Below are 17,221 nucleotides of genomic sequence, written 5' to 3'. Positions count from 1 at the left end.
TCAGTCCTTCCTCGCCGCGTCCGCCAGGGCATGGGGACGGGACACGCTCTCGGTGACCGCACGGTGGGCGAGATAAGCGACGAAGCACTCGCCCTGCGGACGGACGTTCATCCTGTTGTTGGTGGTGTGCAGGTACTGGCAGAGCAGCGCGGCGATCGCGACGAACGGCGGCGCCGAACGGTCCACATCGGACGGCCAAACGCTGCCGTCGGCGACCAGCGGGCGCAGTTGTGCCACCGCTGCGTCCATCGTGTGTTCCCAGTGCTCGCCGAGTCCCTTGCCGATGGGCCTCCCCTCGACGAGGTCGGCGACCAGCGACTCGTACTGGGTTCGCTGGTGGTCGTACTGCCGTGCCCAGGCGGCGAACATCTTCGGCGCGTCCGGCAGGTAGCCCTGCCAGCGCTCCTGATAGGACCTCAGGAAGACGATCCTGGCGGCCTCGTCGAGACCCAGCGACCGGCTGGTGATCAACAGCAGCTGCAGGGCGATGCCCAGTCGGGCGTTGTCACTGCCGACCTGGCGCAGGACCTGTCCGGCGAGCATGCTGCTCACGTCGAACACGTCCTCGGCGATCGCGACGCCGGCCGGGCCACCGTACTTGGCCAGTTCGGGGACGTAGTCGATCCAGCGCAGGGTGTTCGCCGGCTCCGCGGTGTGCAGCTCGGGATCGGCATCGGAACCGTGCTCGAGCAGGCTCAGCTTGCGCAGTGAGGCCAGCAGCCGCTCGGGATCGACCTCGGCTGGGCCCGGGTGTTCGGTGAGGTAGCCGGTGATCCGGTCCTGCACCCACGAGCGCACCCACTCGGCGCGCTCGCCCTCGACCTGCAGCCGGACCCGCAAGTGCGGGCCGCGTTCCCAGTGGCGCAGGAAGAACCTCCTGCGCAGCAGGCCCTGCGACAGCAACTCGTCGAACATCGGTAGCACTGCTTCGGTGACCAGCTGATCGGCGTTGCCGTGGTAGAAGACGTGGGCGGAAAGCCAGGTCAGGTCGGTTCCGGTCATCGCGCAGGTCCTGAGGTCTCGATGGTGAACTCACGGGTGGGAGGCGGGTCGAGCTCTCCGGCGGCACCGCCGTCCGGCACCGCCACGTCGGCGCTCTCCTCGCCGGGTGCGGGCAGACATTCCTGCACGGTCAGCTCATCCCCGGCCCGCCGCATGGCGCGTTGCCAGGTGCGCACGCTGGTCACACTGGTGAAGTCGAGGAAGGCCGGCTTACGTTCGGCCGCGCTGGGGAAGCTCACCAGCGTCCGGGTCAGCCGCTCCCGTTCTTCTTCGGACACCGCGACCAGCGGGTCGGGGATGGTGAAGGACCGCCAGAAGACCTGCTCCGGCAGGCCGAGCGAGCGTCGCCAGGCCCGCACCGTGCGAAACGCCGCCGCATTGTCCACATGGGTCAGGTCGGGCAGTTCGGCCCGCGGGATCTTCCAGGTCCTGCGGGCCAGTACGACGTTGTCCAGGCACAGTCTCGGGTAGGCCCGTACCTCCGTGCCGCGCCCCGCGCGCTGGTCGACCCGGTCCCACCAGGCGAGGTTGCCCAGGCTGCCGATGCCGAAGAAGTTCAGGAACCGGTACAGCTGCGGCGCCAGATCGTTGAGCAGGAAGTTCAGCGTCACCAGCCGCAGCGGTGGACCCTGTTTCCCGTTGCGCAGCAGCAGCCGTCCGGTCGCTGGATCGACCTCGGCCCAGCAGTCCTCGAGCGAGATCCCGGCGCCGCCCCAGTCGTTCGGCGTGCCGCACGGGTAGCGCAGGTGCGTGCCCAGCAACGGCGGGTGAACGTTGGCGTTGATGCCCAGCACAGCGGAAAGGTCGGTGAGCGGGGCGGCCGGGTCGTCGTCGGCCGCGATGTCGGCGCGGACGGCCTCGGTGAAGCCGGTCGCGGGCCGCGACGCGATCGCGTAGGCCGTGCAGAACCGGGAGATCGCCCGCCCGTAGCCGGTGGCGCCGCCGTTGACGACCAGCCGCTCACCCCGCTCGGCCGAGTAGCGCTGTACCTGCCAGTGCACCCGGGGCCAGTGGGACATCCACTGTGGCTTGCGCTCCGCGATCTCGGCCAGTCGTGCACCGTCGAGTGCGGCCTCCACCCGGGATGGACCGGTCTCGGGTTGTTGCAGGATCTCGTCCTGGATACGGCGCAGCTCGGTGGGTACCGGTGCGGTCACGTCCACCAGCCGCGCGGTCAGCAGGCCGCGCAGTTTCGGTGTGGACATCGCCGAGTACAGCGTCAGCAGGCGATGCGGCCCCGGGCCGAAGGCCTCAAGAACCACCTGCCCGGCGATCGCCCGTACGTGGGCGTCATCGTCGAACAGGGGGATCAGTCGGTGCATCGTGGCCAGTGCGGGCAGGTGCCGCTCCCAGCGGTCGCGGGGTTCACGCTGCGCGGTGGTGACCACCGAGTCCTCGTAGATGAGGGTCCGCGCCGCGTCCAGCGGCGGCAGCGGTACCTCGCAGAGTCCGGCCAGCTCGGCGACGGCAGCACGGGCACTTTCGAGCAGTTCGCTGCGACCGTCGGTGTCCTCGACTCCGAAGCGTGCCTCCACCTCGGCCAACCTGCGGACGCAGGCACGAAGGCCTTCGTCGGCATCGCGCAGGCACTCCGCGATCCGCGACAGCGGATCAGGTTCCTGTTCGCCGATGTTCAGGTCCCGCGCCAGCACACCCTGGTTGATCAGGCCGTCCAGTTCGCCGTCCGCACCGGGCAGTTCGGCGCACTGCCTCCGCAACTCCTGTTCGAGGATCGGTTCGTCGGCCGGTAGCGCGAGCACGGCGTCGAGCACCGGCGACGGTTGGACCCGCACGACCCGTTCCACCGCGGCGGCGGTGTGTGTGCCGTCCCGGCCCCTGACGATGAACACGACACCCTTGGCCGACGCCGCCGCGTAGGGCGCCCGGCGGAGCACGACGGTGCCGGCGAGCGTGGGGTGTCCGGCCAGGCTGCGCTCCACCCAGCTCACCAGCTGACGCGGCAACCGGCAGACCGACTGCCGCTCATCGGCCCTGAGGGTCCGTGCGGCCGGCTCGTCGTCGATCAACAGTGGCCGGGTGTGCACGAGTTGCCCGAACGGTGACGGTTTCAGCGCGCTCCGACTGACCAGGTTCACCAGAGTCGCTTCGGTGGTGCGGGCTCGCTTGCCGCGCGAGTCGCCTCCCGTCACGTCCGCAGCGAACCTGTCGAGGTTGTGCAACATGCCGGCCGAGGTGAGCTGCGCGGTGGTGCGCAACTCACTCCGGGCGGCGACCTTGGCCAGTACTCCTTGCTCGGTCGTCCAGGCCTGGTCGTAGCCGGTCACGAGACGCTCGGCGAGTTCGGCGCGGGCCGCGGCGAGTGCGACGAGTTCGGTGAGCCCGGGTATCTGTGCCGCTTCGGGCAGCCCGGTGATCGGCCGAAGACCGGCTTCGGTCAGTTCGCCGGCCTTGTGCAGGATGCGGCGCAGGGACAGCACCTCGCTGCGCTGCCTGCGGTCGGCCAGCGTCGGTACCACATCGGTGAGCGCGTCGGCGACAGCGGGGGCGCGCATCCTCCAGGTCTGCTCCACCCGGTTCAGCTCGTCGGCGAGCTCGCTGACCTTCCCCGAGCTGAGCTCGCCGAGTACGGAGACCGGGATGCCGCACACGCGGACCACTCCGTGCGGCACGAGACGGGCGCCCTCCTCCGGTCGGCCGGTCACGCCGCATCTCCGTGCGCCGCGGCCACCGGCTCGTCCTGTCCGGCCGGTTCTGCCGGCGACTTGGCCTTGTGCCCGGCAGCACGGGCGGTGGCGCGCCTGCGCTCATGGAAGGTGGTGCGCTGCTCGGTGATCCGCGCGGAGAACTCCTCGACCGCGGCGACGAAGGTTCGCGGGCTGTCCGGTGGCACAAGGTGTCCCGCGCCGGCGACCACCGCGACGTCGGCGCCCGCCTTGGCAGCCGGCTGCACCGCGAGCCGCTCGTTCTCCAGCAGTGCGCCGTTGATCAGCAGTACGGGCAGGTTGAGCCGCTCGATGTCCTCGACCTGAGGCAGGACCAGGCACCCGTCGCTCAGCTCCGTCGTCGTGGCGGTGAGCAGTCGTTCCCATCCGGGCCCGTGCACTCGCGCGAAGTGCGCCCGGGTGCGCTGCTGGTCGGCGGCCATGTCGGTGAACGCGGTCAGCCAGCGACCGAGCGTGCCCGGCCCCACGATCAGCGAGTATCCGGAGAGGACGACACCGTGCACCGCGCCGCTGCCTTCGGCCTCCGAGGCGCGCAGCGCGACGGCGGCGCCGAGGTAGGAGAGCCCGACCACCAGCGGAGGCTGTGGCTGAGCCCTGACCGCGGCTCTGACCCGGTCGATGGCGACCGCGGCCGGATGGCTCGGCAACTCCGCGTCCGCCCCGTGGCCGGGCAGGTCGACCGTGACCACCGGATGGGTCCACAACTCCTGGCATGGTCCGTAGTGCGTGTTCACGGTGCCCATCAGGCCGTGCACGAGAATCACTGGTCGCAAGTGCCGAGTCCTCTCTGTGTCGCCGCACCCGAGTGCCGACGTCGTTGTGGACCGCCGGGGGCGAGGACCGCCCCCGCCCTGTGCCAGCGACGGGAGCGGTCCCCGATGGTGCGAGCTACCTGGCTCAGGAGCTGCAGCTGCAGGTGCAGATGCAGGTGGTGCACGAGGCCGAGCTGGCCATGGTCACGGTCAGGTCGTGCTCGTCGAGCAGCGTCTCGTCCAGGTAGTCGCTGATCTCAAGGGTGTCGGTGTCGAGCCCGGTCAGGCCCGTGACGCCGAGGTTCGTCTGGATTTCGGTGGGAGCGCTCATTTAATCGACCTCTCCATCACTGATCTTTACAGACGGCGAATAGCCGCTGTATTTGGGTGCCTCCAGGATCTCGGCGACGCACTCAAGAATTACTCGGCTATCGCACTGATCGCCAAGCTGAGGCTCATTCGATGAGAGCACGCAGCCATTGATCTGTCTACCGCCGATTCGAATTCGCAAGCGTCATTCCGTGTAGCCGTACCAATGGTGGACATATGTCGATTTGGGCAATCGTCGCTCATGCCCTTGACAGGCTCGCGGCCGTCGGTTTAGCTAGCCGTCAGTTGTACGGATCGTGGCTGTTGTTGAGCTGGCGGGCCGTCGTCACTGGCACCGGCGCCTTCGCGCGCCGACTGATTCGCCGTGATCGATCGGCTTTACGAGTTTGACTTGGGGGAACAGCTCTGTACTCGCATATTGCATTTCGGTGGCATACCGCGGTGGCGACTCGAGCCATCGCGGTGATCCTTCTCCTGTTCGGCTGCCTGGCCGCTACCTCGGCCGGGGCCTCCGCCAGCGCCGCCTCATGGCGGCCGTCGGTCCCCGCGGGCACTTCCTGCAGCCGAGTCCGTTTCCCCGTCACCCTGGCCGGTACAGCGTCGGCGCAGGTCAGCGGGCTTCTGTGTCTACCTGCAGGTGGCCTGGGCGGACGTCCTCTGCAGATCCTGCTGGCCGGTGCGACCTATGACAAGTGGTACTGGCTACTGCCCTCGGCGCCCGGTCGGCCGTCCTGGGTGAGCTGGATGGCCGCGCGGGGGCAGCCGACCTTGGCCATCGACCGTCCGGGTACCGGTGACAGCGGCCGGCCCCCCGCTGACCTGCTCACGATGGCCAGCGAAGCCGACGCCGTCCATCAGGTCGTCGACCAGCTGCGCTCCGGAGCCCACCATGGCATCCGCTTCCACCGAGTCGTGCTGGTCGGGCACTCCGTGGGCACCAGTGTCGCCTTGGTGGAGGCTGCCACCTATCACGATGTCAACGGCATCGTGGCCAGCGGTTTCCTGCACTCCTACGGCCCCAAGCTGGGTCCCTTGTTCTCCGACATGCACCCCGCGGCCCAGGATCCCCGATTCGCCGGACAGGCCGAGCCGGACGGCTACCTGACCACGCTGCCGGGCACCAGGGCGAGCTACTTCTACGACTCGGCTGATTCGTCGCACGCCATCGCCGCTCTGGACGAGCTGACCAAATCGACCATGACCACGGGCGAGGAGAACACCATCCCGTCCGCGGCTGATCCGGCAATCTCGCGAGCGGTTGACGTGCCCGTTTTCCTCGCGGTCGGTGAAAACGATCAGCTTTTCTGCGGTGGTGCGTTTTCATTTCCTTGCGCAAGTGCCTCGGCGATTATCGAGCATGAGCAGCCCTATTATTCGCCGAGTGCGAAGGTCGAAGCATACGTATTGCCCGGGTCCGGGCACGTGATGAATCTGCAGAACAACTCGACGCAGTGGTTCGCCGCGGCAACCGATTGGCTGTACCGGCAGTTTCCCGCCTGATCGACCGTCACCGTCAAATTCGCCCTGCCAGGGAGTGATCACATGCTGTTCCGAGAGTGCGCCGTGCCCGAAGGTACCCGGCTCGCCGCGTTCCGGGACGAGGCCTCGTACCTGAATGCGGCGGCTGTCGAGGTCGATCTGCCCGCTGGCCCAGTGACCGCGCCGGAGCTGGCCAGGGCCGCGCTCGCCCGGCCCAACTTCGTTCCGGAGCGGCTCCAGCCGGTCGCCGACGTGCTGACCCGTATTCAGGGGGCGCTGTTCAAGCCGTTCGGGCTTGAGCCGAACACCAACCACCGCAAGCGGGCCCAGCCCGAGCTCGCGGTCGGCAACCGGTTCGGCCCCTGGCAGGTCTACAGCATCCAGGACGAAGAGGTCCTGCTGGGTGACACCGACCCGCTGTGGGACTACCGGGTCTCGTTCCTGGTGGCCAGGCAGCTCGCGTGCCTGGGGGTGGTGCTGCGCGCGCGTAACAAGCCGGGCGAGATCTACTACAAGATGATGCGCCGGATGCAGCAGCGAATGCTGCGCGATTCCCTGCAACGTGGACTGGAGACACTGGCCGCTGGCGCGCCGCGCGTCGCGAACCACCTGCACGCCGCTGGCGCTGACGAGGCACGGTGACCGCCGGGGTCAGCAGTACTGCCGAGTGGATCGCGCACGCCCGGGCCGCGGAGACGGTCCGAGCGGACCGGTTGTTCGCCGATCCTCTCGCGGTCACCTTCACCGAGCTCACCAACGCGCCGTTGCTCGCTGAGTTTCGCGACGCGCCGACACCGCGGTTCGACGTCTTGGCAGTTCGCACCCGGTTCTTCGACGACTATCTGCTCGCCGCGGCCGGACCGGGCGCGCTGCGCCAGATTGTGTTGCTCGCCGCCGGCCTGGACAGCAGGGCCTACCGCCTGGACTGGCCTGCCGGAACCAGGATCTTCGAGCTCGACCTTCCGGAGCTGTTCGCGGCGAAGGAGGACCTGCTGCGGAAGGCCGGCCTGCCGGCCCCGTCGTGCGAGCGGCGGATCGTGCCGGCAGACCTCAGACAGGACTGGTCCGCCGAGCTGCGAGCGGCTGGCTTCGATCCCGGTACGCCGACGGTCTGGCTCGTCGAGGGGCTGTTGTACTACCTGACCGAGGCGCAGTCCGACGCGGTGGTGCGCGAGCTGAGTGCTCTGTCCGCGCCGTGCAGCGTCCTCGGCCTCGAGCAGGTCAACACGGACACCTACCGGGCCCCGTGGATGCAGGACTGGCTGGCCGAGATGCGTGCCGCGGGGCGGCCCTGGCAGTCCGGCGTCGCCGAGCCGGAACAGTGGCTGGCCGGGCACCGCTGGGACGCCACCGTCGTCGAACCGTCCGATGTGGACGGTGCGGTGGGCAGACGGGTACCGCGAACCCCGGCGCGGGACGTGCGGGGAGTGGCACGAACGTGGCTGATCACGGCAAAGCTCGTCAGTACATCCGAAAACCAAGGTAAGGCGAGGCGACGCGGATGAAGATCAACCTCGCGCTGCGCGGCAGCCGGTTCGTGGCGCTCGCCGAAGAGCTGGCCGACCGGTTCCGAGACCGGGCAGCCGGTTTCGACGAGCGCGGCGAGTTCCCCCACCGCAACATCGACGAACTGCGCGAGAGCGGCTACCTCGCTCTCACCGTGCCGGAGGAACTGGGCGGTCTCGGCGGCGACCTCACCGACATGGTCGTCACGCAGGAGCGGCTCGCGGCTGGCTGCGGTTCCACCGCACTCGTGGTCAACATGCACCTGTCCATGGCCGGGCAGCTCGCCAGGGCCTGGCGGGGCACTGGCAACGAACGCGCCGAGGAACTGCTGCGTGGCGCGGCCGACGGCACCGTCTTCCTCGCCGGCGCGACCGCCGAACCCGGCCACGCGCTCGTGCGGTCCACCGGCAGCAAGGCGGTGAGGGTCGACGGCGGTTACCTGGTGAGCGGAAAGAAGACCTTCGGTACCGGGACTGCAGTGGCGACCCATCTCACCTCGATGGCCGTGTACGAGGACCACCCCGACGGCCCGCAGGTGCTGGTCTTCCGGATACCCGCCGACGCTCCCGGCCTGACGGTCATGACGGGTACCTGGCACACCTCCGGTATGCGCGCGACGTGCAGCGACAACGTCGAACTGCACGACGTCGAGGTGCCCGACGACGCGGTGTCGCTCCAGTTTCCCGAAGGCCATCTCGACGGCACGCTGCTGCAGACGTTGTGGGGCTGGGCGATGCCTTCCTTCGGGGCCGTTTACCTGGGGATCGCGGTCGGCGCTTTGGAGGAGTGCGTTCGCGACGCACAGCGGCGCGGCTGGCAGCACCGGGCGTTCGCGCAGACCACGATCGCCGAGTGCGAGGTGCTGGTGGAGGCCGCGCGCGCGGTGATCGCGCGGACCGCCGAGGAGGTCATGGGCAACAGCCTGTGGACCGCTCTCGGTGTCCAGGAGGGCATGGCCCGGGTGATGACGGCCAAGCTGGTCGGCACCAACAACGCGGTGAGCATCGTCGACCGGGTGGTGCAGCTCGTCGGCTCCCCGGCGCTCAAGGCCGGTTCGCTGTACGACCGCGCGCAACGCGACGTACGGGCCGGCACGATGCACCCCTACAGCAACGCCGACGCACAGGAACTCATCTCCTCGACAGCGCTGGGCCTGCCGGTCGCGCCGATCAACCCGCCGATAACGACCGAACTGGCCACCGCTGCGGACATCGTGCCGCGTGCCGCGAACTGAGCGGGGCCCCGAGAACTCGAAGCGGACCGGAATCCTGGTCGGTCCGACAACCGAAAGTGGGAGAGCATGGACCGCGCGACTGCCCAGCGGCTCGTCGACGACTTCGTCAACGCCTACAACACCGGCAACGCCGACCTGCTCGACCGCTGCATGGCCGCCGACTACCGCCATCCCAATCCCGCCGTCCCGGACCGCGCCGCGTTCAAGGCCGTGGTCGGCCGGTGGTGTGACGCTGTCGACGACCTCGAACTCGTCGTGCGGGATCTGGTCGTGGAGGGCGACAAGATCGTGGCGCGGATGACCTTCAGCGGCCGGCAGGTGGGTGAGGTGCTGGGCATCGCACCCACCAACCGCACGTTCTCGGTTGGCCTGATCGACATCTTCCTGGTGGAGAACGGTCTGCTTGCGCAACATTGGGACGAGATGGACCTCCTCGGCCTGCACCGGCAACTGGGCGCACTGCCGGAAGCGGCCGCACCCTCGGCTCGGAGCTGACGCCATGTCATCCGCGACTCCATCGATCCGGCTCGACCGCAACGAGCTACCGTTCCTCCCTGATTCGCTCATGCTCGGACAACTCGGCGACATACTCAGGCAGGCGAACCGGTACCCCTCCGAGGCGTGGCAGACCCGGGCTGTCGAATTGATCGCCGCGGACAACGGCTGCCGACCTGACGAGGTCCTCCTCGGCGCGGGCAGTTCCCGGCTGCTGGACCTGATCTGGCGGGCGACGGTGACGCCTGGCGCCACCGTCGCCTACGCGTCGCCGGGTTTCGAGATGTACCCGGTCTACACCCGCCAGCAGCGCGGTGTGCCCATCGAGGCCCCCCTGACCGCGGGACTGGGGACAGACCTCGATCGACTGGCCGAGATCGGCAACTCCGAACGACCGGCACTGATCGCCGTCATCAATCCGCACAGCCCGAGCGGGGTCCGCGTCCACGCCGCCGACATCGCGGACTTCGTCGCCCGGGTGCCGCGCGAGGTCGTCGTCGTGCTCGATGAGGCGTACCGAGAGTTCGACGAGGACGCCGACCCGCGGGCTTCGGCCGACTTGGCCACCTCCGTCCCCAACGTGGTGGTGACCCGAACGTTCTCCAAGGCCTACGGCCTGGCTGGACTGCGGATCGGTTACGCCATCGCGAGCCCTCAACTGATTGCCAGGATCAACGACTTCTCGATGCCGTTCACTGTGTCCGACCTGGCCTGTGCGGCCGCGGTGGAGGTGCTCCGCCACCCCGCGCAGCACCTCGCGCGCATGGTCGAGCTGCGGGCCGAACGCGCACGCCTGACCGCCGAACTACGTGACTGCGGTTTCGACGCAGTCGACAGCGCCACGAACTTCGTGCTCGTCCCGGGCCGTCCCGGCTTCGCCGAGCACCTTCGTGCCCTGGGCATCGCGGTGAGCACCTCGGCCCTCGGCACTCGCCTGACGGTCGGCGACCGCCACGACCGCGCAACGGTGATCGCTGCCGCGCGGCAGTACGGCAGTCGGCTCGGATCCACCACGCTGCCGGCCTGACCTCCGCCGGACTGGCGCAGCCGTACGCGTCGTGGCGCGCGCCGGCCGAGACGTGGCCGCTCGTGAGCGGGTGCGTGGAGGGGGCCGGGCGGGTGACGCACGGTAAAATTCGGTCATGACCAGCCTTGACGTTATTACCGAGAGATCCGATCCCGCGGTTCAAAGGATCATCGACGTCACCAAGCACTCAAGGTCCGTTGTCCGGACGGCGTTGATCGAGGACACGGAGCCTCTCGTGCAGTGCGTTCGCGCGGGGCTGGACTTCATCGAGGTCTACGGGCTGGAGAGCCACCCCGTGCCGAGCCAGTTGCTCGCCGCCTGCCAGGAGCGGAACATTCCGGTCCGGCTGATGGGGCCCTCGATCGTCAATCAGGTGTTCAAGGGCGACAAGAAGCCCAAGACGTTCGGTATCGCCCGGGTACCCAAGCCGTGCCGTCTGGAGGACCTGGCCGGCACGACCGGCGACCTCATCGTCCTCGACGGGGTGAAGATCGTCGGCAACATCGGTGCCATCGTGCGGACGGCCTTCGCGCTCGGAGCCGGGGGCATCGTGCTGGTGGACAGCGATCTGGTGAGCATCGCGGACCGGCGCCTGGTCCGGGCGAGCCGAGGGTACGTGTTCTCGCTCCCGGTCGTCCTCGCGTCGCGGGAGGAGGCGATCGGCTACTTCCGGGACAGCGGTACGCGTCTGATGGCCTTCGGCGCCGACGGGGAACTCGGCGTCGGTGATCTGCGTGGCATCGATGAGCGGCTGGCGCTTCTGTTCGGCAGTGAGAAGACCGGTGCGTCGAGCGAGTTCGAGGGCCTCTCGGTCAACACGGTGTCCATTTCCATGAACCCCGCGGCCGAGTCGCTCAACGTCTCCGTCTCCGCCGGGATCGCGCTGCACGAGCGGGCCCGCTGGAACCTCTCCGGCCGCTGAGGAGCCGCACGGCGGCTGGGCGTGGTCGCCTCCCGCCGGGGGCGTGGACGGCCGGGGATGGTCACCGCGAGCCCGCTCGGCGGGGCGTCCGGCGCGTCGCGCCGTGACGACCTAGGGTGCGCGAGCCACGGTGGTCAGCGACGGTGAGGTGATCATGGCGCAGCGGGGTGGACGTCGAAAGGTGCGGCGTTCCAACGACCGGCACCAGCGGGAGAAGGACCGCGCACGCGCGTCCCGGGAGGAGCGGCGGGCCACCGGGTCCACCGAGTACGAGACCGGGCTGAGCGCCTGCGATCTCGTCTTCCATGCCGCGTACCGCGCGGTGGAGGCCGACGAGGAGCTTGCCGGTGTGTTCGGGGTGCCGGTCGGGGCCCGGCTGCTGGAGCGGAGCTACCGGACCCGCTACCGCGAGGAGGACGCGCCGTTCAACATCGTGCGTTCCTACCTCCCGCACGACCTCGTGGCGGCCAACCCGGACCTGCTGGACGAGACGAAGGAGCCCTGGCCGGGCGGTACGCAAAGCCAGCTGTACACCGTCGGCATCGAGATCGACCAGGTCGTGGAGCACGTCACCGCGCGCCCGGCGACCGCCGACGAGGCGGCGGAGCTCGGCCTTCCGGACGGTGGTCCGGTGATGGCGCTGCGAAAGGTGTCCACGGACGTAACCGGGCGGGTGGTGGACGTCTCCGAGGTCGTACTGCCCGGTGACCGCACAGAGTTGGTGTTCACCACCCGCCTGCCAAGGTGGTGACCGCGGCCAAGTTCGTCTCCTTCTTCACGGCGGTGCACGCCCCGGCGCGCACCATGGCGCTGTCCCGCGCCGGGGGCGGTACGCGAAGGTGTCGCCCGTACACCCCGGCGCGCTGTTCGTCCGGCGTGAGCTGCTGTCGCCCAGGACGGCTGGCGGTACGGCGCATAAACGCCTCCAGAAGCTGACGTAGCGTCAGAGCACTCTTTCGTTCCGACGGCCCGTCAGGTAAAGGATGTTGGTGACGTCCCCGGCCCCGTGCGGAGGAGAGCGCTCATGGAATCGGCAGTGCGGATGGCGTCCGTGCCTCCCGGAGAGCCGCGGTATGTCGCGGCGTTCCACCAGCCGGACTCGGGCTGGCGGATCGCCGCGGAATCGCCCGCCCGGGGGCCGGTGGACTACGCGGTCGCCGCGATGATCCAGACCGTACGGGCGCGCGGCCAGGCGCCCGTTGTGGAGATCTGGGGTCCGGCCGAGGACGGTCGGAACTGGCGGCGCCTGGACACCGTTCGCGTACGCTCCGGGACGGCGGGCGCCCAAGTGGCGCCCGCCGCACCGCAGTCGCAGCGCACGCGAGGAGCGGCTACGTGACCGGCGGCACCAGGTGCTGATGGCCGCCCTCGGCGCGGCCGGTCTGACGGACCTGGGGCCGGAGGACTCCTCCGCGATGGCCCAGATCGTCGACGCCCTGGACGAGGGCGCCGTGCGCGCGATCGCGCACCGGCTGGCGACGGCCAACGGGCAGGCGTGAAAAGGAAAAGGCCCGAGCGCTGGCGACGGGGGATGCACCAACGTTCGGGCTCTACGTGACGGTAACAAGGGTTGGGCCCGTGCGGGAGGCCGCCTGCCAGTCAGAACGGCCAGGTGTGATGGAAATCACGAACTGTCATTCAGTTCCCGCACGGTGGCTCGTACGGCAGACCTGGCAGGTACTTCTGCCAGGTCTCCCTCGTCAGCAGACCCCGGGTGATCGAACAGACGCGACGTGCGGCCTGGTCGACGTCCAGGCTCCACAGTCGCACGGTGTCGGAGCCGCTCGACACTCCGAGCAGACCGCCCTTGGGGCTGAACGACAGGAAGTGACCGGTCTTGGCGTTGGGACTGATCGATTCGCCGATGGCGGTGGCCGCGGCCGGACGCGACACGTTCCAGAACCGGACCTCGTTGTCGTCACCGCCGCTGGCCAACGTGTGGCCGTCCGGGCTGAACGACAGCGACGCGACCGATTCGGTGTGACCGGTGAGCGGCCTGCCCAGCTGGGTCACCCGGAGCAGATTGGTGACGTTCCACAGCCGGACCGTGCTGTCGTCGCTGGCGCTGGCCAGTGTGCGCCCGTCCGGACTGAACGCGAGCGCGTTGATCGGGCCCAGGTGGCCGGTGAGCGGCGCGCCGAGCGGCGTCGGGTGCCGTGGGCCGGTCACGTTCCACAGCCGTACGTCGTCGTCCGCGCTGCCGCAGGCGAGAGTATGGCCGTCCGGGCTGAAGGCCAGTGCGTTGACGTACCCCGCGGGACCGGTGAGCGGCGCGCCGAGCGGTATGGGGTGGGCCGGGTCGGCGATGTCCCACAGCTGCACGCTGTCGTCGTCGTACGCGGTCGCCAGAACACGGCCGTTCGGGCTGAAGGCCATCGCGTTCGCGCCCGCGTAGCGGGTCCGCAGTTCCAGTGGCGGGCCGTAGGGGACCGGACGGGTGGGGTCGGCGACGTTCCACAGCCGGACCGTGTCGCTTCCTGACCGGAACACGAGCGTTCGGCCGTCGGGGGTGAATATCGCCGGCCATTCCCGCTCCCAAATGAGCCCCGGCGTGAACGGTTTGCTGAGCGGTACGGGCCGGGTCGGCTTGGTCACGTCCCACAGCCGGGCGGTGTTGTCGGCCGCCGCGGTTACCAGGATGCGGCCGTCCGGGCTGAACGCGCCGGTCTGGCCGAGCAGATCCGATGTCGGGATCGACCACAACCGGACCTTGCTGTCCCCCGTCCCGGTGGCCAGCGTGCGCCCGTCCGGACTGAAGCCGACGGTGTACATCCCGCTGCTGCTGCCCGCCAGGGGCTCTCCGACCTGGGACGGGTACGCCGGGTCGCTGACGTTCCACAGGCTGGCTGTGCTGTCCGAGCTGCCCGCGGCCAGCATGGTGCCGTCCGGGCTGAACGCCACCGACCACACGGGTCCGGTGTGACCGGTGAGCGGTGCGCCGAGGGGTGCCGCGTGGGCCGGGTCGGCCACGTTCCACAGCCGGATGGTGTCATCGGTGCTGCCGCTGGCCAGCGTGCGCCCGTCCGGGGCGAAGGCCACCGAGTGCACCCCCGCGGTGTGCCCGGTCAACGGCTCGCCCAGTGGCTGCGGGTGGGCCGGATCCGCCACGTCCCACAGCCGGACCGTGTTGTCGTCGCCGCCGCTGGCCAGCGTCCGGCCGTCCGGGCTGAACGCCACCGAGCGCACCGCCCCGGTGTGCCCGGTCAACGGCGGTCCCAGCGGCCGTGGTTGCCGCGGATCGCGCACGTCCCACAGCCGGACGGTGTGGTCCTCGTCGGCGGACGCCAGTGTGTGCCCGTCCGGGCTGAACGCGACGAGGTAGATGGTGCCGTCGTGCCCGGCCAGCGGCGGCGCCAGCGGCCGAGGTTGGCGCGGATCACGCACGTCCCACAACCGGATCGTTCCGTCGTCCGAGGAGCTCGCAAGGGTGCGGCCGTCCGGGCTGAAGACCGCGGCGCTCACCCAACTGGTGTGCCCGCCGAGGGGCTTGCCCAGCGGCTTGGGCCGGGTGGTGTCGGCCACGTCCCACAGCCGGATGGTGCGGTCGTAGCTGGCGGTGGCCAGGATGCGCCCGTCCGGGCTGAACGAGGTGAGGTACACCGCGCCGGTGTGGCCGAGCAGCGGTGTGGCCAGCGGCGCGTTCTCGGTGGAGATCAACCGGCCCGCGACGCCGTGGTCGCCCGGCCGCAAGTGGTGTGCCACCAGGTCGAGTTGGGCGGAAAGCGACGGATCCACGTTCTGGGCGCGGTCGGCCTCGGCGACCACCTGCTCGAAGACGGCGTCGTCCCGCTGCTGTCGGGCGACCACCGCTGAGACCACCGCCAGCACCGCCAGGACCACCAGCGCCGACACCGCGGCGCGGGCGAGCCAGACGGTGCGCCGCCGCAGCCGGGCGGACGCGGCCAGGAACTCGGCGACGCCACGGGTCAGGAAGGTGTTCCCCGCCGACTGGGCCCAGGCGCGGGCCACCTCCAGGCGGCTGCCCCGGTACAGCAGCGCGGTGTCCTTGTCGGAAGCCTCCCAGGCCCTGCTGTCCTCCTCCAGCCTCTGCCGCAGCAGGTTGTCATGGCGGTCCTCGTCCAGCCAGTCGCGCAGTCGCGGCCAGGCGTGCAGCAGCGCCTCATGGGTGATCTCCACCGACTCCGCGTCCAGCGTCACCAGTCGGGCGCGTACCAGGGCCTCCAGCGACTCCTCGGTCTTGTCCGGATCGGTGGACTCGTCCGCCAACTGGCGTCGGGTGCCGCGCCGTCGGGTGGCCTGGGTGTCCTCGCCCAGCCGGACCAGCCGGAGCAGCAGCAGTCTGGCCGCGGCGCGCCCGGCCGGGTCGAGGCCGGACCAGGCCCGCTCGGCGGTCGCCGCCACCGCGCCCCGGATGCCGCCCGCGGCCCGGTAGCCGGAGAGCGTCAGCCTGCCCCCCTTGCGCCGCTGCCAGGTGGCGAGCAGTGCGTGTGAGAGCAGCGGCAGTGCCCCGGCTTCATGCGCGTGGCGCGGTCCGTCGGGGCCGGCCTGCCCGTCACCGGCGCTCACTTCCCTGATGATCAGTTCGGCCAGGCCGGGTTCCAGTTCCAGGCCGACCGCCTTGGCCGGGCCGATCACCGCCTCGCGCAGTTCCGTGGTGGTGAGCGGGCCGAGCACCATGTGCCGGTGCTGCAACGCGTCGGCCAGTTCCGGATGCACCAGGCACTGGCCGTAGAAGTCGGCTCGTACACCGAGCACGATCAATACCGGCGCGTTGCCGCCGGGTTGTGCGGGTGAAGCCGCGGCATGGAGCAGTTGGATGAATGCGCGCCTGCTCGATTCATCACGGCAGAGGGTGAAGGACTCCTCGAACTGGTCGACTATGAGGACCGGTCGGGCGGTGGACGGTGCCACCCGCCGAGCCCAGGCTGTAACCGATTCCCGTATCTGTTCGGCGAATTGCGGAATATTTGGTTCCGTCGCCTCTGGTGTGCCTGCATCCGGTATGGCGTCGGCCAGTTCGGGTATTCGCCGGGTCAACTCGGCGAGCGGATCGGTGCCCGGCACCATCACCAGTGCGGGACCCGCGACGAAATCCCCTTCGTCCAGTGCCCCGTTGAGCAGCGCCGGTACCAGCCCGGCCCTCAGCAGGGAGGACTTTCCAGCCCCGGATGCGCCCACCAGCATCACCAGGCCGGCGGAATTCCGGGCCGCGCGCAACTGTGCCACCAGGGCGTCCGTCGCCCTTTCCCGGCCGAAGAACCACCGCGCGTCCTCCTGGCGGAACGAGGCCAGTCCGCGGTACGGGCAAACGCCCACCTCGGGTGGGGACTGCGGAGGATCGCCGGCTTCCTCCTCGGTGGTCGTCCGGACGCCCACCGCCTGTTCCCACAGGTTCTGCCACTGGGACAGGTCGTACAGGCCCGTGCTCACCGGCGTCGGCGCCAGCCGCCGGGCCTGCGGGATGAGGACGTGCAGCACGGCCGCCAGCGCGGCGTACTGCGCGGGTACGTTGCGGGCTCGCCGCCAGTCGCTGATCCGCTGGGCGGACACCTGCACCGGACGCCCTCGTTCGTCGACCCGTTGAAGGCGGCGGACCGCTTCCGCCACGGTCCTCAGGGGCGGGTTTCCAGCCTCCCTGTACAGCAGCGCGAGTTGTTCCGCGAAGGCCGCGCGCGCCTCCGAACCGGAGCTCAAGGTCTCCTCCGTCGAGTCTCCTGCCGTCCCCCGCCGCCCGTACCGTCCGGACCGGAAAACTGACTCTAGCGCAGTGACCTGCGGCGACGCCGTCCGGCCGGAACCGGAACCGCGGTGCGGAGGCGCTTTGCTGGC

Annotated in this window: 14 protein-coding genes and 1 pseudogene; 10 read left to right on the top strand and 5 right to left on the bottom strand. The window is 69.8% G+C overall.

Annotation, left to right across the window (positions count from 1 at the left end; genetic code table 11):
* The 4 genes from O5O46_RS25515 to O5O46_RS25500 form a co-directional block, all read right to left on the bottom strand.
* Entirely contained in the window at positions 1-1,002 is a 1,002-nt protein-coding gene (locus tag O5O46_RS25515; RefSeq protein ID WP_269857906.1) for a lantibiotic dehydratase C-terminal domain-containing protein, read from the bottom strand.
* Positions 999-3,665, bottom strand: coding sequence for a lantibiotic dehydratase (locus O5O46_RS25510; RefSeq protein ID WP_269857905.1), 2,667 nt, complete (start codon positions 3,663-3,665; stop codon positions 999-1,001). The genes O5O46_RS25515 and O5O46_RS25510 overlap by 4 nt, the downstream gene beginning before the upstream one ends.
* Entirely contained in the window at positions 3,662-4,450 is a 789-nt protein-coding gene (locus O5O46_RS25505; protein ID WP_269857929.1) for an alpha/beta fold hydrolase, read from the bottom strand. Before O5O46_RS25505 ends, O5O46_RS25510 begins: the two co-directional genes overlap by 4 nt.
* A gap of 133 nt (positions 4,451-4,583) precedes the next feature.
* Complete coding sequence (locus O5O46_RS25500) at positions 4,584-4,769, bottom strand: thiocillin/thiostrepton family thiazolyl peptide (protein ID WP_269857904.1); 186 nt, start codon at positions 4,767-4,769, stop codon at positions 4,584-4,586.
* A gap of 440 nt (positions 4,770-5,209) precedes the next feature.
* Here O5O46_RS25500 and O5O46_RS25495 point away from each other — a divergent pair, with 440 nt between their 5' ends.
* The 10 genes and pseudogenes from O5O46_RS25495 to O5O46_RS25450 all read left to right on the top strand — a co-directional run bounded on the left by O5O46_RS25495 (position 5,210) and on the right by O5O46_RS25450 (position 12,930).
* On the top strand, positions 5,210-6,268 hold the full coding sequence (locus tag O5O46_RS25495; RefSeq protein ID WP_269857903.1) for an alpha/beta hydrolase: 1,059 nt from the start codon (positions 5,210-5,212) through the stop codon (positions 6,266-6,268).
* Between the two features lie 42 nt (positions 6,269-6,310).
* Entirely contained in the window at positions 6,311-6,889 is a 579-nt protein-coding gene (locus O5O46_RS25490; protein WP_269857902.1) for a DUF2867 domain-containing protein, read from the top strand.
* Positions 6,886-7,752, top strand: coding sequence for an SAM-dependent methyltransferase (locus tag O5O46_RS25485; RefSeq protein ID WP_269857901.1), 867 nt, complete (start codon positions 6,886-6,888; stop codon positions 7,750-7,752). Before O5O46_RS25490 ends, O5O46_RS25485 begins: the two co-directional genes overlap by 4 nt.
* Entirely contained in the window at positions 7,749-8,987 is a 1,239-nt protein-coding gene (locus tag O5O46_RS25480; protein WP_269857900.1) for an acyl-CoA dehydrogenase family protein, read from the top strand. The genes O5O46_RS25485 and O5O46_RS25480 overlap by 4 nt, the downstream gene beginning before the upstream one ends.
* Positions 8,988-9,053: 66 nt before the next feature.
* On the top strand, positions 9,054-9,482 hold the full coding sequence (locus O5O46_RS25475; protein ID WP_269857899.1) for an ester cyclase: 429 nt from the start codon (positions 9,054-9,056) through the stop codon (positions 9,480-9,482).
* A gap of 4 nt (positions 9,483-9,486) precedes the next feature.
* Positions 9,487-10,509 carry a pyridoxal phosphate-dependent aminotransferase gene (locus tag O5O46_RS25470; protein WP_269857898.1) on the top strand — a complete coding sequence of 341 codons (1,023 nt, stop codon included), beginning with the start codon at positions 9,487-9,489 and terminating at the stop codon, positions 10,507-10,509.
* A 115-nt stretch (positions 10,510-10,624) separates the two neighbouring features.
* Complete coding sequence (gene nshR, locus O5O46_RS25465; RefSeq protein ID WP_269857897.1) at positions 10,625-11,431, top strand: NshR/TsnR family 23S rRNA methyltransferase; 807 nt, start codon at positions 10,625-10,627, stop codon at positions 11,429-11,431.
* 187 nt (positions 11,432-11,618) lie between these two features.
* A pseudogene (locus O5O46_RS25460) lies at positions 11,619-12,182 on the top strand (UTRA domain-containing protein); the annotation flags it as partial.
* Positions 12,183-12,455: 273 nt separating this feature from the next.
* Entirely contained in the window at positions 12,456-12,770 is a 315-nt protein-coding gene (locus O5O46_RS25455) for a hypothetical protein (RefSeq protein ID WP_269857896.1), read from the top strand.
* Between the two features lie 19 nt (positions 12,771-12,789).
* Positions 12,790-12,930: a hypothetical protein gene (locus O5O46_RS25450; protein ID WP_269857895.1), complete on the top strand. Its 141-nt coding sequence runs from the start codon at positions 12,790-12,792 to the stop codon at positions 12,928-12,930.
* 139 nt (positions 12,931-13,069) lie between these two features.
* Here O5O46_RS25450 and O5O46_RS25445 read toward each other — a convergent pair whose 3' ends face one another.
* Positions 13,070-17,086, bottom strand: coding sequence for an nSTAND1 domain-containing NTPase (locus O5O46_RS25445; protein ID WP_269857894.1), 4,017 nt, complete (start codon positions 17,084-17,086; stop codon positions 13,070-13,072).
* Positions 17,087-17,221 lie beyond the last annotated feature (135 nt).

Source organism: Streptomyces sp. RPT161 (assembly GCF_027533845.1).
Taxonomy (GTDB): domain Bacteria; phylum Actinomycetota; class Actinomycetes; order Streptomycetales; family Streptomycetaceae; genus Streptantibioticus_A; species Streptantibioticus_A silvisoli_A.
Note: the sequence above shows the minus strand (reverse complement) of the source record. Positions and strands in the feature narration are given on the sequence as shown.